This is a genomic window from Brachymonas sp. KE5, from assembly GCF_057773645.1.
In genome coordinates this window covers 1733110-1749896 of sequence record NZ_CM173463.1, presented here as the reverse complement: position 1 = coordinate 1749896, position 16787 = coordinate 1733110, and the positions used below count along the sequence as shown (strand labels likewise).

Below are 16787 nucleotides of genomic sequence, written 5' to 3'. Positions count from 1 at the left end.
CGCATGTCCGGCCCTGTCGCGCCGCAGGCCGGAGCCTTCCCTGTTTTCCCTTCAATGCTTTGCCCGCGCCGGCGCCCGTACAGGCACCGGTGCAGGCCGGGGTGTGGCTCCCCCGACGTATCCTGCCCCCTGGGCCTGCCATTCACTGTTCATGAACCACATCCGCAATTTTTCCATCATCGCGCACATCGACCACGGCAAGTCGACGCTGGCCGACCGCCTGATTTCGCGCTGCGGCGGCCTGTCCGATCGCGAAATGAGCGAGCAGGTGCTTGACTCGATGGATATCGAGAAGGAGCGCGGCATCACCATCAAGGCGCAGACCGCCGCGCTGCAGTACAAGGCGCAGGATGGCAAGGTCTACAACCTGAACCTGATCGACACTCCCGGCCACGTCGACTTTTCCTACGAGGTGAGCCGTTCCCTGTCCGCCTGTGAGGGTGCATTGCTGGTGGTCGATGCCAGCCAGGGCGTGGAGGCGCAAACCGTGGCGAACTGCTACACCGCGCTCGACCTGGGCGTGGAAGTGCTGCCGGTGCTCAACAAGATGGACCTGCCGCAGGCCGATCCCGAAAACGCCAAGGCCGAGATCGAGGACGTGATCGGCATCGACGCCAGCGACGCCATTCCCTGTTCAGCCAAATCCGGCATGGGCATCGACGAGATCCTGGAGATGATCGTCGCCAAGGTGCCGGCACCGCGCGGCAACCCCGATGCACCGCTGCGTGCCATGATCATCGACAGCTGGTTCGACAGCTACGTCGGCGTGGTGATGCTGGTGCGTGTGGTCGATGGCCGCCTGCAGAAGGGCGAGCGCTTCAAGATGATGGCTTCGGGCGCTGCCTATGATGCCAACAACATCGGCGTGTTCACGCCGGCCAACGAGCCGCGGGATGTGCTGAATGCCGGTGAGGTGGGCTACATCATTGCGGGCATCAAGGAGCTGAAGGCCGCCAAGGTGGGTGACACCATCACGCTCGAGAAGAAGCTGCCCAACAACCTCGGCCCGGCCGAGAAGGCTCTGCCCGGCTTCAAGGAGGTGCAGCCGCAGGTGTTTGCCGGCCTGTACCCGACCGAGGCCAACCAGTACGACGCGCTGCGCGACAGCCTGGAAAAACTGCAACTCAACGATGCCTCGCTGCATTTCGAGCCCGAAGTGTCGCAGGCGCTGGGCTTCGGCTTCCGCTGCGGCTTCCTGGGCCTGCTGCACATGGAGATCGTGCAGGAGCGTCTGGAGCGCGAATTCGACATGGACCTGATTACCACCGCGCCCAGCGTGGTGTACGAGGTGGTCAAGGGCGACGGCGAGGTCATCATGGTGGAAAACCCCTCCAAGATGCCCGATGTCGGCCGCATCCAGGAAGTGCGCGAACCCATCGTGACGGTGCACCTGTACATGCCGCAGGATTACGTCGGCCCGGTGATGACGCTGGCCAACCAGAAGCGCGGCGTGCAGATGAACATGCAGTACCACGGCCGCCAGGTCATGCTGACCTACGAGCTGCCGCTGGGCGAGATCGTGCTCGACTTCTTCGACAAGCTCAAGAGCGTGTCACGTGGTTATGCCAGCATGGACTACGAGTTCAAGGAGTACCGTGCATCCGATGTGGTCAAGGTCGACATCCTGCTCAACGGCGACAAGGTCGATGCGCTGTCCATCATCGTGCACCGCACGCAGGCACAGTATCGCGGCCGCGCCGTGGTGGCCAAGATGCGCGAGATCATCAGCCGCCAGCAGTTCGATGTGGCGATCCAGGCCGCCATCGGCGCCAACATCATCGCGCGCGAAACCGTCAAGGCGCTGCGCAAGAACGTGCTGGCCAAGTGCTACGGCGGAGACATCACGCGCAAGCGCAAGCTGCTCGAAAAGCAGAAGGCGGGCAAGAAGCGCATGAAACAGATTGGTTCGGTCGAGGTTCCGCAAGAAGCGTTCCTGGCCATTTTGCAAGTGGAAGACTGAACGCATGCCTTTTCTGACTGCATTGGTTCTCGGCGGCTTCGTCGCCTACATGGCGGGCTGGTACTTCGGTGCCATCGAGGGCAATATGGCGCTGCTGCTGTTCATGGCAGTGTGCGTGACCGGCGTCTACTGGATCGCCGAGAAATTCTGGTTCCAGCCGCACCGCCGCAAGGCCGCGGCCGATTTCGAGATTGCACAGAGCCAGCGCGAAGCCAGCCTGGCCGCCAAGGGCGTGACGGGCGACAACGTCAATGTGGCCCAGACCAGGGAGCGCCTGCTGGCCCAGCCCTGGTGGCTGGACTGGACGGCCGGCCTGTTCCCAGTGATCCTGGCGGTGTTCCTGCTGCGCTCGTTCGCCTACGAGCCGTTCAAGATTCCCTCGGGCTCCATGATTCCCTCGCTGCTGATCGGCGACCTGATCCTGGTGAACAAGTACGAGTGGGGCCTGCGCCTGCCGGTGCTGAACAAGAAGATCACCCAGGGCGAGCCGGTGCAGCGCGGCGAGGTGATGGTGTTCCGCTATCCGCCCAAGCCCACGGTGGACTACATCAAGCGCGTGGTCGGCCTGCCCGGCGATACGGTGAGCTATATCGACAAGAAGCTCATGGTGAACGGCAAGGAAATCGACCACACGCCGCTGCCGGACTATCTCGACCAGAGCACCATGCAGTACTACCAGCAGTTCCAGGAACAGCTGGGTACGCACACGCACCGCATCCTGATCGATGCCAACCGTCCCGCCGGTATTCCGGTGCTCGAGAATTTCCCGCAGAGCGAAAGCTGCCGCTACAGTATCGAGGGCGTTACCTGCAAGGTGCCTGCCGGCCATTATTTCGTGATGGGCGACAACCGCGACAACTCGGCCGACTCCCGCTTCTGGGGCTTCGTGCCGGATGACCATATCGTCGGCAAGGCCGTGGCAGTCTGGTTGAACCTGGGCGATCTCAAGCGCATCGGCCGCATCGAATGACGCCACGGGCCGGCGGCTGCTGCATTGCGGCCACCCGGCGAATGGTGTATTGTTTCCCGCACACGGATTGTCCTTCTTGACGAGTTCTACCTCCTTGCCTGGCACACCCGCATCCTCCCAGCCGCTGGACCAGCTTGCGCAACGCATCGGCCATGCGTTTGCCAACCCGGCCCTGCTGCAGCGTGCACTGACGCACCGCAGCTTCTCGGCAGACCACAATGAGCGGCTCGAATTCCTGGGCGATTCGGTGCTCGGTCTGGCCATCTCCAGCCTGCTCTACAGCCGGCTGGAACAGGCCCCCGAAGGCGATCTGTCCCGCATCCGCGCCAATCTGGTCAAGCAGGACAGCCTGCACCGCATTGCACTCAAGCTCGATCTGGCTGCCAGCCTGCGTCTGGGTGAGGGCGAACTGCGTTCCGGCGGCCTCAAGCGTCCCTCCATTCTGGCTGACGCCTTCGAGGCGGTCGTCGGCGCCGTCTATCTCGATGCCGGTTTCGCGCCGGCCCAGGCCCTGGTGCACCGCCTGTTTGCCGACGTGGACATCAACAGCAGCATGTCTGCCGCCGGCAAGGATCCCAAGACCGCGTTGCAGGAATGGCTGCAGGGCCGCAAGATGGCACTGCCGAGCTACCAGGTAGCCGATATCGAAGGCGCCGCACACCAGCAGACCTTTGTGGTCGACTGCCTGATCGAGGCGCTGCAACTGCGCGAGCGTGGCAGCGGTCCTTCCCGCCGCGCCGCCGAGCAAGACGCGGCCAGCAAGATGCTGCAACGTCTGCAGCAGGCCTATCCGCAGGGCAAGCCGGTTGCCCGCACCCTTACCATCCGCTCCCGCAACGCGGGGCAACGCAAGGCGCCATGAACCAAGATCCCGTTTTTCCCGATTCCCGCTCCGATGACAAAGGCGAGCTGGCTCCTGATGTGGCCAAGCAGCTGGAGAAAATTCTGGGCCGTGCACCGGCCACCGGCGGGGCGCCGGCTGACGCTGCATCCAGCGAAGCGGGCGAAGAGGCTGGCGCGCCGCATTGCGGCCTGGTCGCCATCGTCGGCAAGCCCAACGTGGGCAAGTCCACGCTGCTGAACGCGCTGGTGGGCCAGAAGATCAGTATCACTTCGCGCAAGGCACAGACCACGCGCCACCGCATCACCGGCATCCGTAGCGAAGGCGTGAACCAGTTCGTGTTCGTCGATACGCCCGGCTTCCAGACGCGCCACGGCAATGCCCTGAACAAGTCGCTCAACAAGGCCGTGACCGGCGCCGTCGCCGATGTGCACGTGGTGCTGTTTGTGGTGGAGGCAGGGCATTTCAGCCTGGCCGATGCCAAGGTGCTTTCGTTGCTGCCGGCCGACGTTCCGGTGCTGCTGATTGCTAACAAGCTCGATACGGTGCATCGCCGTGCCGAAATTGCCCCGTGGCTGCGCGATATGCAGCAACGCCATCCCTTTGCCGAGTTCGTGCCGATGTCGGCCAAGAACCCCAAGGACATCCAGCGCCTGCTGGAAATTACCGCCAAGTACCTGCCCGAACAGGACTGGTGGTATGGCGCCGACGAGCTGACCGACAAGAGCGAAAAGTTCCTGGCCAGCGAGATTGTGCGCGAGAAGCTGTTCCGCCTGACCGGTGACGAGCTGCCTTATACCTCTACCGTGGTGATCGACAAGTACGAGGAAGAGCCGGGCAAGAAGGTCTCGCGCATGGTGCGCATTGCCGCCACCATCGTGGTCGAGCGCGATGGCCACAAGGCCATGGTGATCGGCGACAAGGGCGAGCGCATCAAGCGCATCGGCATGGAAGCGCGCCAGGAACTGGAAAAGCTGATGGACGCCAAGGTGTTCCTGGAACTCTGGGTCAAGGTGCGCTCCGGCTGGGCCGATGACGAAGCGCGCGTGCGCTCGTTCGGTTACGAATAAGCCGTGACCTTCGCATTGCGGAGGGTGCCGTGGCACTGAAGCGCATCACGCACGAACCGGCGTTCGTGCTGCACCGCTATGACTGGAGCGAGAGCAGCCTGATTCTGGAGGTCTTCACGCGCCACCACGGGCGTACCGCGCTGGTGGCCAAGGGCGCCAAGCGTCCCAGTTCCAATTTCCGGCCGGTGTTGCTGCCCCTGCAGCCCTTGCAAGTCACCTACAGCAGCGATGGGGAGATCGGCACGCTCAAGTCGGCCGAATGGGTGGGCGGCCATGTGATGCCGACCGGCGAAGCGCTGCTCTCCGGCTACTACCTCAACGAACTGCTGATGCGCCTGCTGGCGCGTGACGATCCGCATGCAGCGCTGTTCGACGGCTACACCACTGCCGTGGCGCTGCTGGCGCAGGAGTCTGCCGCGACCACCGAGGTGCTGGAGGCCGTGCTGCGCGCCTTCGAGCTGACGCTGTTGCGCGAAGTGGGCGTGCTGCCCGTGTTCGATGTGCAGACGCTGACCCATATGCCGGTGCAGCCGGGCGATCGCTATGTATTGCTGCCTGAAAGCGGCCTGCGCCAGGCGCAGCCCTCCGAGGCACGTCAGGCCCTGGCCGGCCAGCATTGGCTGTCCCTGCAACAGGCCATGGACGATGCCGCGCCCCTGCATGCGCTGCTGCGCCTGTGCCTGGAGCGGCGCGAGCTGGCGCAAGCCCTCAAGCAGCAATTGCGCGGCGTGCTGCATTACCATTGCGGCGTCGAGACGCTGCGTACGCGTCAAATGATGATGGAGCTACAGAAACTATGAGTCAGCCGGGCAAGACCAGCCTCTCGGTCAATGTGAACAAGGTTGCGCTGCTGCGCAACACGCGCCACCTGGGTATTCCAAGTGTCACGCGCGCGGCCACGCTATGCCTGGAGGCGGGCGCCGACGGCATCACCATACACCCGCGTCCGGACGAGCGCCATATCCGCGCCAGCGACGTGGCCGAACTGGCCGCGCTGATGCGCGACTGGCCCGAGCGCGAATTCAACATCGAGGGCAACCCGACGCAGAACCTGATGGGCTTCATCCGCGACACGCGCCCGCACCAGGCCACCTTTGTGCCCGACAGCGAAGACCAGTTCACCAGCGACCATGGCTGGGATCTGACCGACCCGGCCGTGTGCGCACGCCTGCGCCCGCTGATCGACGAGTGCCACCAGCTCGGTGTGCGCGTGAGCCTGTTCATGGATGCCGATGCCGCAGCCATGGCCGCAGCCCGCGAAGTGGGCGCCGACCGTGTCGAGCTCTATACCGAGCCCTATGCCGCAGCCTGGGGCACGGCAGAGCAGGGCGCGCAACTGCAGCGCTTTGCCGCCGCCGCCCAGGCGGCACTCGATGCCGGCCTGCAGGTCAACGCCGGCCACGACCTGAACCGCGACAATCTGGCCGCATTCGTGCGCGAGGTGCCGGGCGTGAGCGAAGTGTCCATCGGCCATGCGCTCGTCGCCGATGCGCTGGAACTGGGCTACGCCGCCACCGTGCGCGACTATCTGCGCTGCCTGCGCGAAGGCGGGCGCTGAGACTGGCGAAGAGGGCAGGGGCATGATCTACGGCATCGGCAACGACATCTGCGACATCCGCCGCCTGCGCGCCACGCTGGAGCGGCGCGGCGAGCGCTTTGCCGAGACCGTGCTGGGCCCGTCCGAACTGCAGGTCTATCACCAGCGCCAGGCGCGCTGGCCGGACCGCGGCGTGCGCTACCTGGCGACGCGTTTTTCCGCCAAGGAAGCCTTCAGCAAGGCCATCTGCATGGGCATGCACATGCCCATGACATGGCGCCGCTGCGAAATCCTCAACCGGCCCAGCGGCCAGCCCTACATCGTGCTGCATGGCCAGTTGCAGCAATGGTTCGAGGCACAGGGATTGCAGGCCCATGTCAGCATCACGGACGAATCCGAGTACGCCGCCAGCTTTGTCGTCGTCGAAAAAACCGCGCCTGACAATCCCCCGGCGCGGTGATTTCTTCTGCCTTGCGCCACAATAGGCGCAAGTCCGATTACCAGAGAGTCAGCCAGACATGCACCACGCCCCCCTGATCATCGATATCGCCGGTACCCGCCTGACCGCCGTGGATCGCAAGCGCCTGCAACATCCGCTGGTGGGCGGTGTGATCTATTTCGGCCGCAACTGGCAGGACCGCGAGCAGATCACTGCGCTGAGCAGCGAGATCAAGGCGCTGCGGCCCGACCTGCTGATCGCCATCGACCATGAAGGCGGCCGCGTGCAGCGTTTCCGCACCGACGGCTTCACGCCGCTGCCGCCGATGCGCGCCCTGGGCCAGTTGTGGCGCAATGGCAAGGACGGCAGGGCACGCCTGGGCAAGCATGCGCTGGCGGCCCAGCGTGCGGCCACCGCCTGCGGCTATGTGCTGGCCTCCGAGCTGCGTGCCTGCGGCATCGATTTCAGCTTCACCCCCGTGCTCGATCTGGACTACGGCAAGAGCAGCGTGATTGGCGATCGCGCGCTGGACAGTGATCCGCGCGTGGTGGCTTCGCTCGCGCGCAGTTTGATGCTGGGCCTGCTGCAGGCCGGCATGGGCAACTGCGGCAAGCATTTCCCCGGCCATGGCTACGTCAAGGCCGATTCGCATGTGGCGATTCCCGTCGACAAGCGCGGTCTCAAGGCCATCGTCAAGGACGATGCGCTGCCCTATGGCTGGCTCGACAACGCCCTGACGGCCGTGATGCCGGCCCATGTGATCTATCCCAGGGTGGACGACGTGCCCGCCGGCTTCAGCAGCCGCTGGATCAACGACATCCTGCGCGGCCAGTTCGGCTTCGATGGCGCCGTCATCAGCGACGACTTGAGCATGCAGGGCGCACGCCAGATCCGCGGTCAGTCGCTCACCCATGCCGAGGCGGTGCTGGCGGCCCTGCGCGCCGGCTGCGATCTGGCCCTGCTGTGCAACCAGAGCCTCGACGGCGGCAAGGTGCTGGACCAGGTGCTCGACAGCGTGAGCGAAGCGGTGGTGAAAGGCCAGTGGGAGCTCAACGACGTGAGCGAGGAGCGCCGCCGCGCCTTGCTGCCGCAGTCGCCCGCACTGCCGTGGGAAGTGCTGATGCGCACGCCGGCCTATATTGCTGCGCTCGAAACCCTTTCGTCCCTGCACGCGGACTGAGCGTTGGCGACTGACCCGTCCTTGCCTGCGATGAGTTGCTCCATGTCCGATTCTGCCTCCCTGTCGTCCGGCTCCGCCGTCTTCCCGTCGCTGTTCATATCGCACGGCTCTCCGATGTTTGCACTGGAACCGGGACAGGCCGGTGCCGCGTTGCGCACGCTGGGGCAGACACTGCCGCGCCCGCGCGCGGTGCTGGTGCTGTCGCCGCACTGGATGACGCGCAACCTGCAGGCCGGCAGCCATCCTGCGCCGTCCACCATCCATGATTTCGGCGGTTTTCCTGAGGCGCTCTACCAGTTGCAGTATCCGGCGCCGGGCGCGCCGAAAGAATTGCTGGACCATCTGGTCGGTATGCTGGCGGCGCACCAGGTGCCGCTGCAACTGGAACCCGAGGCCGGCCTGGATCATGGCGTTTGGGTGCCGCTGATGCACCTGTACCCCGAGGCCGATGTGCCGGTGCTGCACCTGTCCTTCCCCAGCCACCTGACGCCCGAAAAGGCCGATGCGCTCGGCCGCATGCTGGCGTCGCTGCGCGAACAGGGCGTGTTCATCATCGGTTCCGGCAGCCTGACGCACAATCTGCGCGATTTCTTCGGCGGCAGCGACGATACCGGCTATGTGGCCGCGTTCGTCCAGTGGATGACCGACACACTGGAGCAGGGCGACACCGCCGCCCTGATCGATTACCGGGCACGGGCACCTTCCGCGGAACGCAGCCATCCCACCGATGAGCACCTGCTGCCGCTGATGTTCGCCTGGGGTGCTGCCGAAGGTGATGGGCCGGGCCAGTCCCTGCGCCTGCCGGGTGAACAGATCGGCTCGCTGCAGATGGACAGCTATCTGTTCGGCGCGCCCGAGGCGCTGCGCAAGGCGCTGGGCGAAGCCATCCGCTGAATCAGGCGGCAGCCGTTTCCGCCTGCAGCCACTGCGCATAGGCCGGATCGACGGCATGCAGCCGTTCCACATGCAGCTCGGGCACGTCGTAGCTGTGCAGCGCGCGGATCGCCTCCTGCAGTCGCCTGCACAAGGCCCCGCGCGTCTTGCAACTCAGTCGCCATTCCTGTCCGGCCACCACCGCGCCGTCCCATCGGTACACGCTTTCGATGGTGCTGATCTGCACGCAGGCCGCAAGACGCCGCTCCACCAGCGCGCGTGCCATCGCACGGGCCTGCTCCCCATCGTCAATGGTGGTGATGACGGCCACGGCTTGGCCAGGAGCGAAATCCGCGGCATCAGGACAGGAGGGGGCGGTGTGGGGCATGGCAGTTCTTGCGTCAGATCAGAAAGGGGGCAATCCGCAGCCAGACGCCCGCCCGGGAATCAGCCGGGGGCATTCCGCGGCACTGCAGGGCATGAGAAAATAGCAAGTTATGCATCCCAAAGCCCTTCTGGACCATTGTGCCGCATTGCTGGCTCAGGTCCTGCGATTCGACCATCCTGCCGACGCCATCGTGTCGCGCTATTTCCGTGAAAACCGCCAGCTTGGCCAGCGCGAGCGCGGCACTCTGGCAGAAACCGTCTTCGCCGTGCTGCGGTACAAGGCCCGCTTCGAAATGCTGGCCCGCAGCGGCAGCGGCCCGAAGGAGCGGCGCCTCGCCATCCTCGGCTTTGCCGCCGACCGTGACCTGCTCGCCGGCGCCCTGAGCGCGCAGGAAAAGGACTGGCTCAAGGCCTGCGACGCCGTGCAGGACAGCGAACTGCTGCCGGTGCACCGGCACAACCTGCCGCAATGGCTGGCTACCGAACTGGAAGCCCAGCTGGGCGAGCGTTTCATGGCCGTGGCCGAGAGCTTTTTGCAGCCGGCCCCGCTGGACCTGCGCGTGAACACCCTGAAGGCCAAGCGTGCCGATGTGCAGAAGGCGCTCAATGCCGAGGGCCTCGCGAGCCAGTCAACGCCCTGGACCCCCTGGGGCCTGCGCCTGCAGGGCAAGCCGGCGCTCACGCGTCTGGAGCTGTTTAAGCAGGGTGCCATCGAGATTCAGGACGAAGGCTCGCAGCTGCTGGCTCTGCTGCTGGACGCCCGTCGCGGCGAAATGGTGGTCGATTTCTGCGCCGGTGCCGGCGGCAAGACGCTGGCGATCGGTGCCAGCATGCGCAACACCGGCCGCCTCTATGCCTTCGACGTCTCCGCCCATCGCCTGGAAAACCTCAAGCCGCGCCTCGCGCGCAGCGGCCTGAGCAATGTGCACCCGGCGGCCATTGCGCACGAGCGTGACGAGCGCATCAAGCGTCTGGCCGGCAAGATCGACCGCGTGCTGGTCGATGCTCCCTGTTCGGGGCTGGGCACGCTGCGTCGCAACCCGGCACTCAAGTGGCGCCAGGATCCTGATACCGTGCGCGAGTTTGCCCTCAAACAGACGGCTATCCTCGCCAGCGCCGCGCGCCTGCTCAAGCCGGGCGGCCGTCTGGTCTATGCCACCTGCAGCGTCCTGCCGATGGAGAACGAGGTGATCGCCGATGCCTTTGGCGTGGCCAACCCGGCTTTCCGTCCGCTCAATGTGGCCGAACTGCTCACGCAGCTCAAGGTGCCGGACGCAGCCACACTGTGCAGCCCGGCCAGCGGCGCGGTCGAGGCGGGGCGCTACCTGCGCATGTGGCCCGACCTGCATGGCACCGACGGCTTCTTCGCCGCCGTCTGGCAGAAGACCTGAGGCTTGCGCAAAGGGGCAGCCGCGCAAGCGACTGCCCCCCGTTTCTTCCTGCGTTGCAAAGCCGCAGGGCATAAAAAACCGCCGGGCGATTGCCAGGCGGTTTTTGTGCAGGGAAGGGGCCGAATTACTTCAGCTTGACTTCCTTGTATTCCACATGCTTGCGAGCCTTGGGGTCGAACTTCATGATCGACATTTTCTCGGGCATGGTTTTCTTGTTCTTGCTGGTGGTGTAGAAGTGGCCGGTGCCGGCCGTGGATTCCAGCTTGATTTTTTCGCGTCCGCCTTTGGATGCCATGGTGAATTCCTTTCAGTCAGTAATGGAGTGGATCAGGCCTGGCCGCGGGCGCGCATGTCGGCGAGCACGGATTCGATGCCATTCTTGTCGATCAGGCGCAGGGCAGCGCTGGAAACACGCAGGCGCACCCAGCGGTTCTCGCTCTCGATCCAGAAGCGGCGGGACTGCAGGTTGGGCAGGAAACGACGCTTGGTCTTGTTGTTGGCGTGGGACACATGGTTGCCCACCTGCGGGCCCTTGCCCGTAACTTCACATTTGCGTGCCATGAAGAGCACTCCTTTACTGGTTTGTTGGAATCAACAGCCCCGACAACGCTGGCCGAAGCTGCACCTCGCCTGCGGAGCATGCCGGTCAAGAAAACCTGCATGCACGCTATTGCAGACGGTCGATTGCTTTTTTTGCCGGGCCTGCTGCAAGGAGCAGATTCAGCAAAGCCTTGGATTATATGGGATTTCTGGCTCGCAGAAAAGACCGTGCGGTGAAAAACCGCCGGTGCCTGCAGCGTCGTGGCCACATCGGTGCCAGCGCGGGGCCAGGCTTCGGATCTGCACCCGCATTGGCCGGATGAAAATCAGGCGTGCTCTTCCAGGAAGCGCTGCGCATCCAGCGCCGCCATGCAGCCGGTGCCGGCACTCGTAATGGCCTGGCGGTAGATGTAGTCCTGCACGTCGCCGGCTGCAAACACGCCCGGCACGCTGGTCTGCGTGGCAAAGCCGTTCTGTCCGCCCTTGGTGCGCAGGTAGCCGTTCTCCATGTCGAGCTGGCCGTTGAAAATCTCGGTGTTGGGCGCATGGCCAATGGCGATGAAGCAGCCCATCACCGGAATGTCCTCCGTGCTGCCATCCCTGGTGCTCCTGATGCGCACGGCGTTCACGCCTTTTGCGTCGCCCAGCACTTCGTCCAGGGTGGCAAACAGCTTGAGTTCGATCTTGCCGGACTGGACCTTTTCCATCAGCTTGTCGACCATGATGGGCTCGGCGCGGAAGCTGTCGCGGCGGTGGATCAGGGTGACCTTGCGCGCGATGTTGCTCAGGTAGAGCGCCTCCTCCACGGCGGTGTTGCCGCCGCCCACCACGCATACGTCCTGGTCGCGGTAGAAGAAGCCGTCGCAGGTGGCGCAGGCGCTCACGCCCTTGCCCATGAAGGCTTCTTCGGAGGGCAGGCCCAGGTACTTGGCCGAGGCGCCGGTGGCAATGATCAGCGCATCACAGGTATAGGTGCCGCTGTCGCCGGTCAGTGTGAACGGACGCTGCGTCAGTTCGACCTTGTTGATATGGTCGAACACGATCTGCGTGTTGAAGCGCTCGGCATGGGCCTGGAAGCGCTGCATCAGTTCAGGGCCCTGCACGCCGTCCACATCGGCCGGCCAGTTGTCGACTTCGGTGGTGGTCATCAGCTGGCCACCCTGGGCCATGCCGGTGATCAGCAGCGGCTTCAGGTTGGCACGGGCAGCATAGACGGCGGCCGAATAGCCGGCAGGGCCGGAACCGAGAATCAGGACTTTGGCGTGTTGGGTGGTGCTCATGGTGATGGATCGGTAGTGACTTTGACAGGCTGACTAATATAGCAGCGTCCCCTTGTCTGCGCCTTGCACCGGAGATCACGGGGCTGGCGCACGAGGCAGGCGATTGCGGCAGGGTGCGACAGGCGCGCGTTTTGCGAGATAGAAGAATCATCCGGTTACGCCTTCTTATTAGTGCAGAATATGGGAATCCGGCCAGTCGCTATTCGCAAGGAGGTGCAGCTATGGCTATTGTGTCCAATCTGGACCTGATTCGGCGTGTGCCGCTGTTCAGCGATCTGACCGCTGGCCAGTCGAGCATTCTGTACGCCAGCGTCGACAAGAAGCGCTTCAAGCGCGGTGAAAACATCGTGGAGCAGGGCAAGATTTCCGGCACCCTGTTCATGATCCTGTCCGGCAAGGTCCGCGTGCTGTCGCAGGATGCGCGCGGCCGCGAAGTCATCATGGCCACGCTCGAGGTGGGCGACTGCATCGGCGAGATGAGCCTGATCGACGGCGAACCCCATTCCGCCACCGTGCGTGCCGAAGTGCAGACCGACGTGCTCACGCTCAACCGCGAAACCTTCCTGCGCTGCCTGCACGAGAACGCCTCCATGGCCGATGCCGTGATGCGCGGCCTGGTGCGCCGCCTGCGCCGCGCCGACAAGCAGATCGAGTCGCTGGCCCTGATGGATGTCTATGGCCGCGTGCATACGGTGCTGCTCGAAATGGCCCAGCCCGATGCCGAGGGTCAGCTCATTCTCAGGCAAAAGGTGTCGCGCCAGGACGTCGCCAAGATGGTCGGCGCCTCGCGCGAGATGGTGAGCCGGGTGATGAAGCATTTCGAGGATGACGGCACCGTGGTGGATCGCGGTGACGGCACCTTCCTGCTGACCACGCAGGCCCATACGGTTGAATGAGTTTTCCGAGTGACATGTCCTATCTGATCCGCAATTCCCAGACTCCCGCGCCGGCTCCCGTCGAGAAGCCGCTGGTGCCGGCCCTGTTCCGTCGCTTCAGCCAGGAAAGTGCGCTGTTCGTGGGAATGCTTCTGCTGCTGTTCTGGCTGGCGGCCATGATCAGCCATGATGTGGCCGATCCTGCCTGGAGCACCACCGGCACCCGCGACTACACCGATAACTGGCTGGGTCCGGTTGGAGCCTGGGTGTCCGACATCAGCTACTTCCTGTTCGGCCGCAGCGTGTGGATGCTGTTTGCCGCGTTTGCCGGCGTCTGGCTGCGCCTGCTGCGCTCCTGGATGCGGGGCGAGGTGCCCCGGCAGGCGATGGCCGTCCAGGGGCAGGCTGCACCGGGCTGGCGTGCGCGCTGGTTCGGCTGGATGGATGGACGCCTGCTCTGGTGGCTGTCGCTGTTCGTGCTGATGGCCGTATGTACCGGCCTGGAGTGGTCGCGCCTGTACGGCTCGGCGGCCAGTCTCCCGGGCGGTGCCGGCGGCATGCTGGGGGCGTTCACCGGTCCGGCTTCCATGCTGGCGCTGGGCTTTCTCGGCTCCGGAGTGGTCGGCATCGTGTTGCTGTTGTTGTCGCTGTCCTGGGTCTTCCGCTTTTCCTGGGGCCGTGTGGCGCAGTCGGTGGGTGCCTTCATCGACCAGCGCATGAACGCGGCCCGCGAACGCCGTGAAGTGGCCGCCGATGTGGCAGCAGGGCAGGAGGCGGCGCGCCAGCGCGAGGAGCAGGTCGAGCAGGAGCGCGTGCACACGCAGGAAAAGCACCCGATTCCGCTGGTGGTGGAGCCGCCGGCCCGGCCGACCTCCGTCGAGCCCAGCGTGCGTGTGGCCAAGGAGCGCCAGAAGCCGCTGTTCACCGACATGCCCGATAGCCATCTGCCGCAGATCAGCCTGCTGGACGAGGCGCCGGCCAGCCGCGAATCGATCCCGCACGAAACGCTGGAAATGACCAGCCGCCTGATCGAGAAGAAGCTCAAGGACTTCGGCGTGGAAGTGCGTGTGGTCGCCGCCAAGCCCGGCCCGGTCGTCACGCGCTACGAGATCGAGCCGGCCACCGGCGTCAAGGGCGTGCAGATCGTCAACCTGGCCAAGGATCTGTCGCGTTCGCTCAGCCTGGCGTCGATCCGCGTGATCGAGAACATTCCCGGCAAGAACCTGATGGCGCTGGAACTGCCCAACGCGCGCCGCCAGACCATCCACCTGAGCGAGGTGCTGGGTTCCAACGCCTATCATGAAGGCAAGTCGCTGCTGACCATGGGGCTGGGCAAGGACATCGTCGGCAACCCGGTGGTGGCCGATCTGGCCAAGATGCCCCACGTGATGGTGGCCGGTACCACCGGTTCGGGCAAGTCGGTCGGGATCAACGCCATGATCCTGAGCCTGCTCTACAAGGCTTCGCCCGAACAGGTGCGCCTGCTCATGATCGACCCCAAGATGCTGGAGATGTCGGTGTACGAGGGCATCCCGCACCTGATCGCACCGGTCGTGACCGACATGCGCCAGGCGGCCCATGGCCTGAACTGGTGCGTGGGCGAGATGGAGCGCCGCTATAAGCTGATGAGCAAGGTGGGGGTGCGCAACCTGGCCGGCTTCAACGCCAAGATCGAGGATGCGCGTGCCCGCGAGGAACTGATCCCCAACCCGTTCAGCCTCACGCCCGAATCGCCCGAGCCGCTGGAGAAACTGCCGCACATCGTGGTGGTGATCGACGAACTGGCCGACCTGATGATGGTGGTGGGCAAGAAGATCGAGGAACTGATTGCCCGCCTGGCGCAGAAGGCGCGTGCGGCCGGCATTCACCTGATCCTGGCGACCCAGCGTCCCAGCGTGGACGTGATTACCGGTCTGATCAAGGCCAACATTCCGACGCGTATCGCCTTCCAGGTTTCCAGCAAGGTGGACAGCCGTACCATTCTCGACCAGATGGGCGCCGAAAGCCTGCTGGGCCTGGGCGACATGCTGTACCTGCCTGCCGGCCACGGCACGCCCACACGCGTGCATGGCGCCTTCGTGAGCGATGACGAGGTGCATCGCGTGGTGACCTTCCTGAAGGAAAAGGGCGGGCCCAACTACATCGAGGGCGTGCTCGAAGGTGGCACCGTCGATGGCGACGATGATGCCGGCGGCGAGGGCGGCGGCAACGAGCAGGACCCCATGTACGACCAGGCGGTCGAGGTGGTGCTCAAGAAGCGCAAGGCCAGTATTTCGCTGGTGCAGCGCGAACTGCGCATCGGCTACAACCGTGCCGCGCGCCTGCTGGAGGACATGGAGCGCGCGGGCCTGGTCAGCAGCCTGTCCACCAGCGGCCAGCGTGACATTCTGGTGCCGAACCGCGAGGAATGACCGGCTCGTGCCGCATCGCACCGGCAGATGCGGCACGGTCAACAAGAGCCTGCTGGCGCAGGGTTGTTGTCAGTTTGCTGCAATTCTTGTGTAACAACTTTCGGGGTTTGCACGGCCTTCAGGGGGTGGCGGGCCGCGTCTGTTACATTTTTCGGGGCTGGTAGCAAATTCGGTCGCCAAGGATACGGTACGGCTGCCGCCACCCCCTACACTGGCCTTGTCGCAGCGAGCCATGGCCGATCCGTTCAGGGCCTGGCAGGCAGGCCGAAACAGGCTGCACAGCTGCTGAACCCTTATCGCAAGGAGCAGAAATGACAACTTCCGTGTCCCGTATTCCGCATCGCAAGACTCTGGCGGCCAATGCCGCTTCGGTACTGGCCGTGAGCCTGCTGGCCTTCTCCGGCGCTGCCCATGCCGACAGCCTGGCCACGCTGGACAGCTACATCAAGAGTACGCGTGCCGGTTACGCCGACTTCACCCAGGTGGTGAGCAATGCCAACAAGCCGGGTGCCGGCAAGCAGAGCACCGGCACGTTCGCCTTCAAGCGACCGAACCAGTTCCGTTTCGACTACAGCCGTCCCTTCAAACAGACCATCGTCGCCGACGGCAAGACGCTGTGGATGTACGATGCCGACCTGAACCAGGTGACGCAGCGCAGCCAGTCCAAGGTGCTGGATTCCACTCCGGCCGCGCTGGTGGCCTCGGCTACCAGCATCGAATCGCTGAAGCAGCGCTTCACGCTGGAGGCCGTGCCGGTCAAGGACAAGCTGGAGTGGGTCAAGGCCACGCCCAAGGACAAGGACGGCCAGCTGCAGAACGTGATGATCGGCTTTGACGGCAAGCAACTGCGCAAGCTGGAAATCCTGGACAGCTTCGGCCAGCGTTCGGTGATGACCTTCGGCAACTTCGTGCCCACCGTGCCGTCTAAGGTGAGTTTCAAGTTCAAGGTGCCGGCTGGTGCCGATGTGCTGAAGCAATAAGCCCTGCAATCACGGGTACCGGCCGCCGCAAGTCGGCCTTTTTGCGTCCTGAG

17 protein-coding genes are annotated in these 16787 nt (G+C 64.5%); 13 read left to right on the top strand and 4 right to left on the bottom strand.

What is annotated here, in order from left to right; translation table 11 throughout:
- Positions 1–151: 151 nt before the first annotated feature.
- From lepA to ACX36O_RS08390, 9 genes are all read left to right on the top strand, one after another.
- Positions 152–1960, top strand: a complete 1809-nt coding sequence (lepA, locus tag ACX36O_RS08430) for a translation elongation factor 4 (protein ID WP_213360989.1) — start codon at positions 152–154, stop codon at positions 1958–1960.
- A gap of 4 nt (positions 1961–1964) precedes the next feature.
- Positions 1965–2930 carry a signal peptidase I gene (lepB, locus tag ACX36O_RS08425; protein WP_213360987.1) on the top strand — a complete coding sequence of 322 codons (966 nt, stop codon included), beginning with the start codon at positions 1965–1967 and terminating at the stop codon, positions 2928–2930.
- 124 nt (positions 2931–3054) lie between these two features.
- Complete coding sequence (gene rnc, locus ACX36O_RS08420) at positions 3055–3792, top strand: ribonuclease III (protein ID WP_250131121.1); 738 nt, start codon at positions 3055–3057, stop codon at positions 3790–3792.
- Entirely contained in the window at positions 3789–4841 is a 1053-nt protein-coding gene (gene era, locus ACX36O_RS08415; RefSeq protein WP_371686716.1) for a GTPase Era, read from the top strand. Before rnc ends, era begins: the two co-directional genes overlap by 4 nt.
- 29 nt (positions 4842–4870) lie before the next feature.
- Positions 4871–5641: a DNA repair protein RecO gene (recO, locus tag ACX36O_RS08410; protein ID WP_213360981.1), complete on the top strand. Its 771-nt coding sequence runs from the start codon at positions 4871–4873 to the stop codon at positions 5639–5641.
- Positions 5638–6399 carry a pyridoxine 5'-phosphate synthase gene (locus tag ACX36O_RS08405; protein ID WP_371686715.1) on the top strand — a complete coding sequence of 254 codons (762 nt, stop codon included), beginning with the start codon at positions 5638–5640 and terminating at the stop codon, positions 6397–6399. Before recO ends, ACX36O_RS08405 begins: the two co-directional genes overlap by 4 nt.
- A gap of 22 nt (positions 6400–6421) precedes the next feature.
- Positions 6422–6838: a holo-ACP synthase gene (acpS, locus tag ACX36O_RS08400; protein WP_213360977.1), complete on the top strand. Its 417-nt coding sequence runs from the start codon at positions 6422–6424 to the stop codon at positions 6836–6838.
- A 58-nt stretch (positions 6839–6896) separates the two neighbouring features.
- Complete coding sequence (nagZ, locus tag ACX36O_RS08395) at positions 6897–7997, top strand: beta-N-acetylhexosaminidase (RefSeq protein ID WP_213360975.1); 1101 nt, start codon at positions 6897–6899, stop codon at positions 7995–7997.
- Between the two features lie 42 nt (positions 7998–8039).
- Positions 8040–8891, top strand: coding sequence for a dioxygenase family protein (locus tag ACX36O_RS08390; protein WP_213360973.1), 852 nt, complete (start codon positions 8040–8042; stop codon positions 8889–8891).
- 1 nt (position 8892) lies between these two features.
- Here ACX36O_RS08390 and cutA read toward each other — a convergent pair whose 3' ends face one another.
- A complete protein-coding gene (gene cutA, locus ACX36O_RS08385; protein WP_213360972.1) occupies positions 8893–9258 on the bottom strand; it encodes a divalent-cation tolerance protein CutA in 366 nt (121 codons plus the stop codon).
- 109 nt (positions 9259–9367) lie between these two features.
- On the opposite strand from cutA, the gene ACX36O_RS08380 reads away from it, so the two are divergent.
- Entirely contained in the window at positions 9368–10648 is a 1281-nt protein-coding gene (locus tag ACX36O_RS08380) for an RsmB/NOP family class I SAM-dependent RNA methyltransferase (protein WP_213360971.1), read from the top strand.
- A gap of 124 nt (positions 10649–10772) precedes the next feature.
- On the opposite strand, the gene rpmG is transcribed toward ACX36O_RS08380, so the two are convergent.
- From rpmG to trxB, 3 genes are all read right to left on the bottom strand, one after another.
- A complete protein-coding gene (rpmG, locus tag ACX36O_RS08375) occupies positions 10773–10943 on the bottom strand; it encodes a 50S ribosomal protein L33 (protein WP_091814280.1) in 171 nt (56 codons plus the stop codon).
- Between the two features lie 32 nt (positions 10944–10975).
- Positions 10976–11209 (bottom strand): 50S ribosomal protein L28, encoded by a 234-nt coding sequence (gene rpmB / locus ACX36O_RS08370; protein ID WP_213360970.1) that lies wholly within the window; start codon positions 11207–11209, stop codon positions 10976–10978.
- Between the two features lie 305 nt (positions 11210–11514).
- Entirely contained in the window at positions 11515–12468 is a 954-nt protein-coding gene (gene trxB, locus ACX36O_RS08365) for a thioredoxin-disulfide reductase (RefSeq protein WP_213360969.1), read from the bottom strand.
- A 221-nt stretch (positions 12469–12689) separates the two neighbouring features.
- On the opposite strand from trxB, the gene ACX36O_RS08360 reads away from it, so the two are divergent.
- The 3 genes from ACX36O_RS08360 to lolA all read left to right on the top strand — a co-directional run bounded on the left by ACX36O_RS08360 (position 12690) and on the right by lolA (position 16734).
- Positions 12690–13364: a Crp/Fnr family transcriptional regulator gene (locus ACX36O_RS08360; protein ID WP_213360967.1), complete on the top strand. Its 675-nt coding sequence runs from the start codon at positions 12690–12692 to the stop codon at positions 13362–13364.
- A gap of 14 nt (positions 13365–13378) precedes the next feature.
- Positions 13379–15754: a DNA translocase FtsK gene (locus ACX36O_RS08355; protein ID WP_371686712.1), complete on the top strand. Its 2376-nt coding sequence runs from the start codon at positions 13379–13381 to the stop codon at positions 15752–15754.
- 311 nt (positions 15755–16065) lie between these two features.
- Complete coding sequence (gene lolA, locus ACX36O_RS08350) at positions 16066–16734, top strand: outer membrane lipoprotein periplasmic chaperone LolA (RefSeq protein ID WP_371686711.1); 669 nt, start codon at positions 16066–16068, stop codon at positions 16732–16734.
- The last annotated feature ends 53 nt before the right edge of the window (positions 16735–16787 follow it).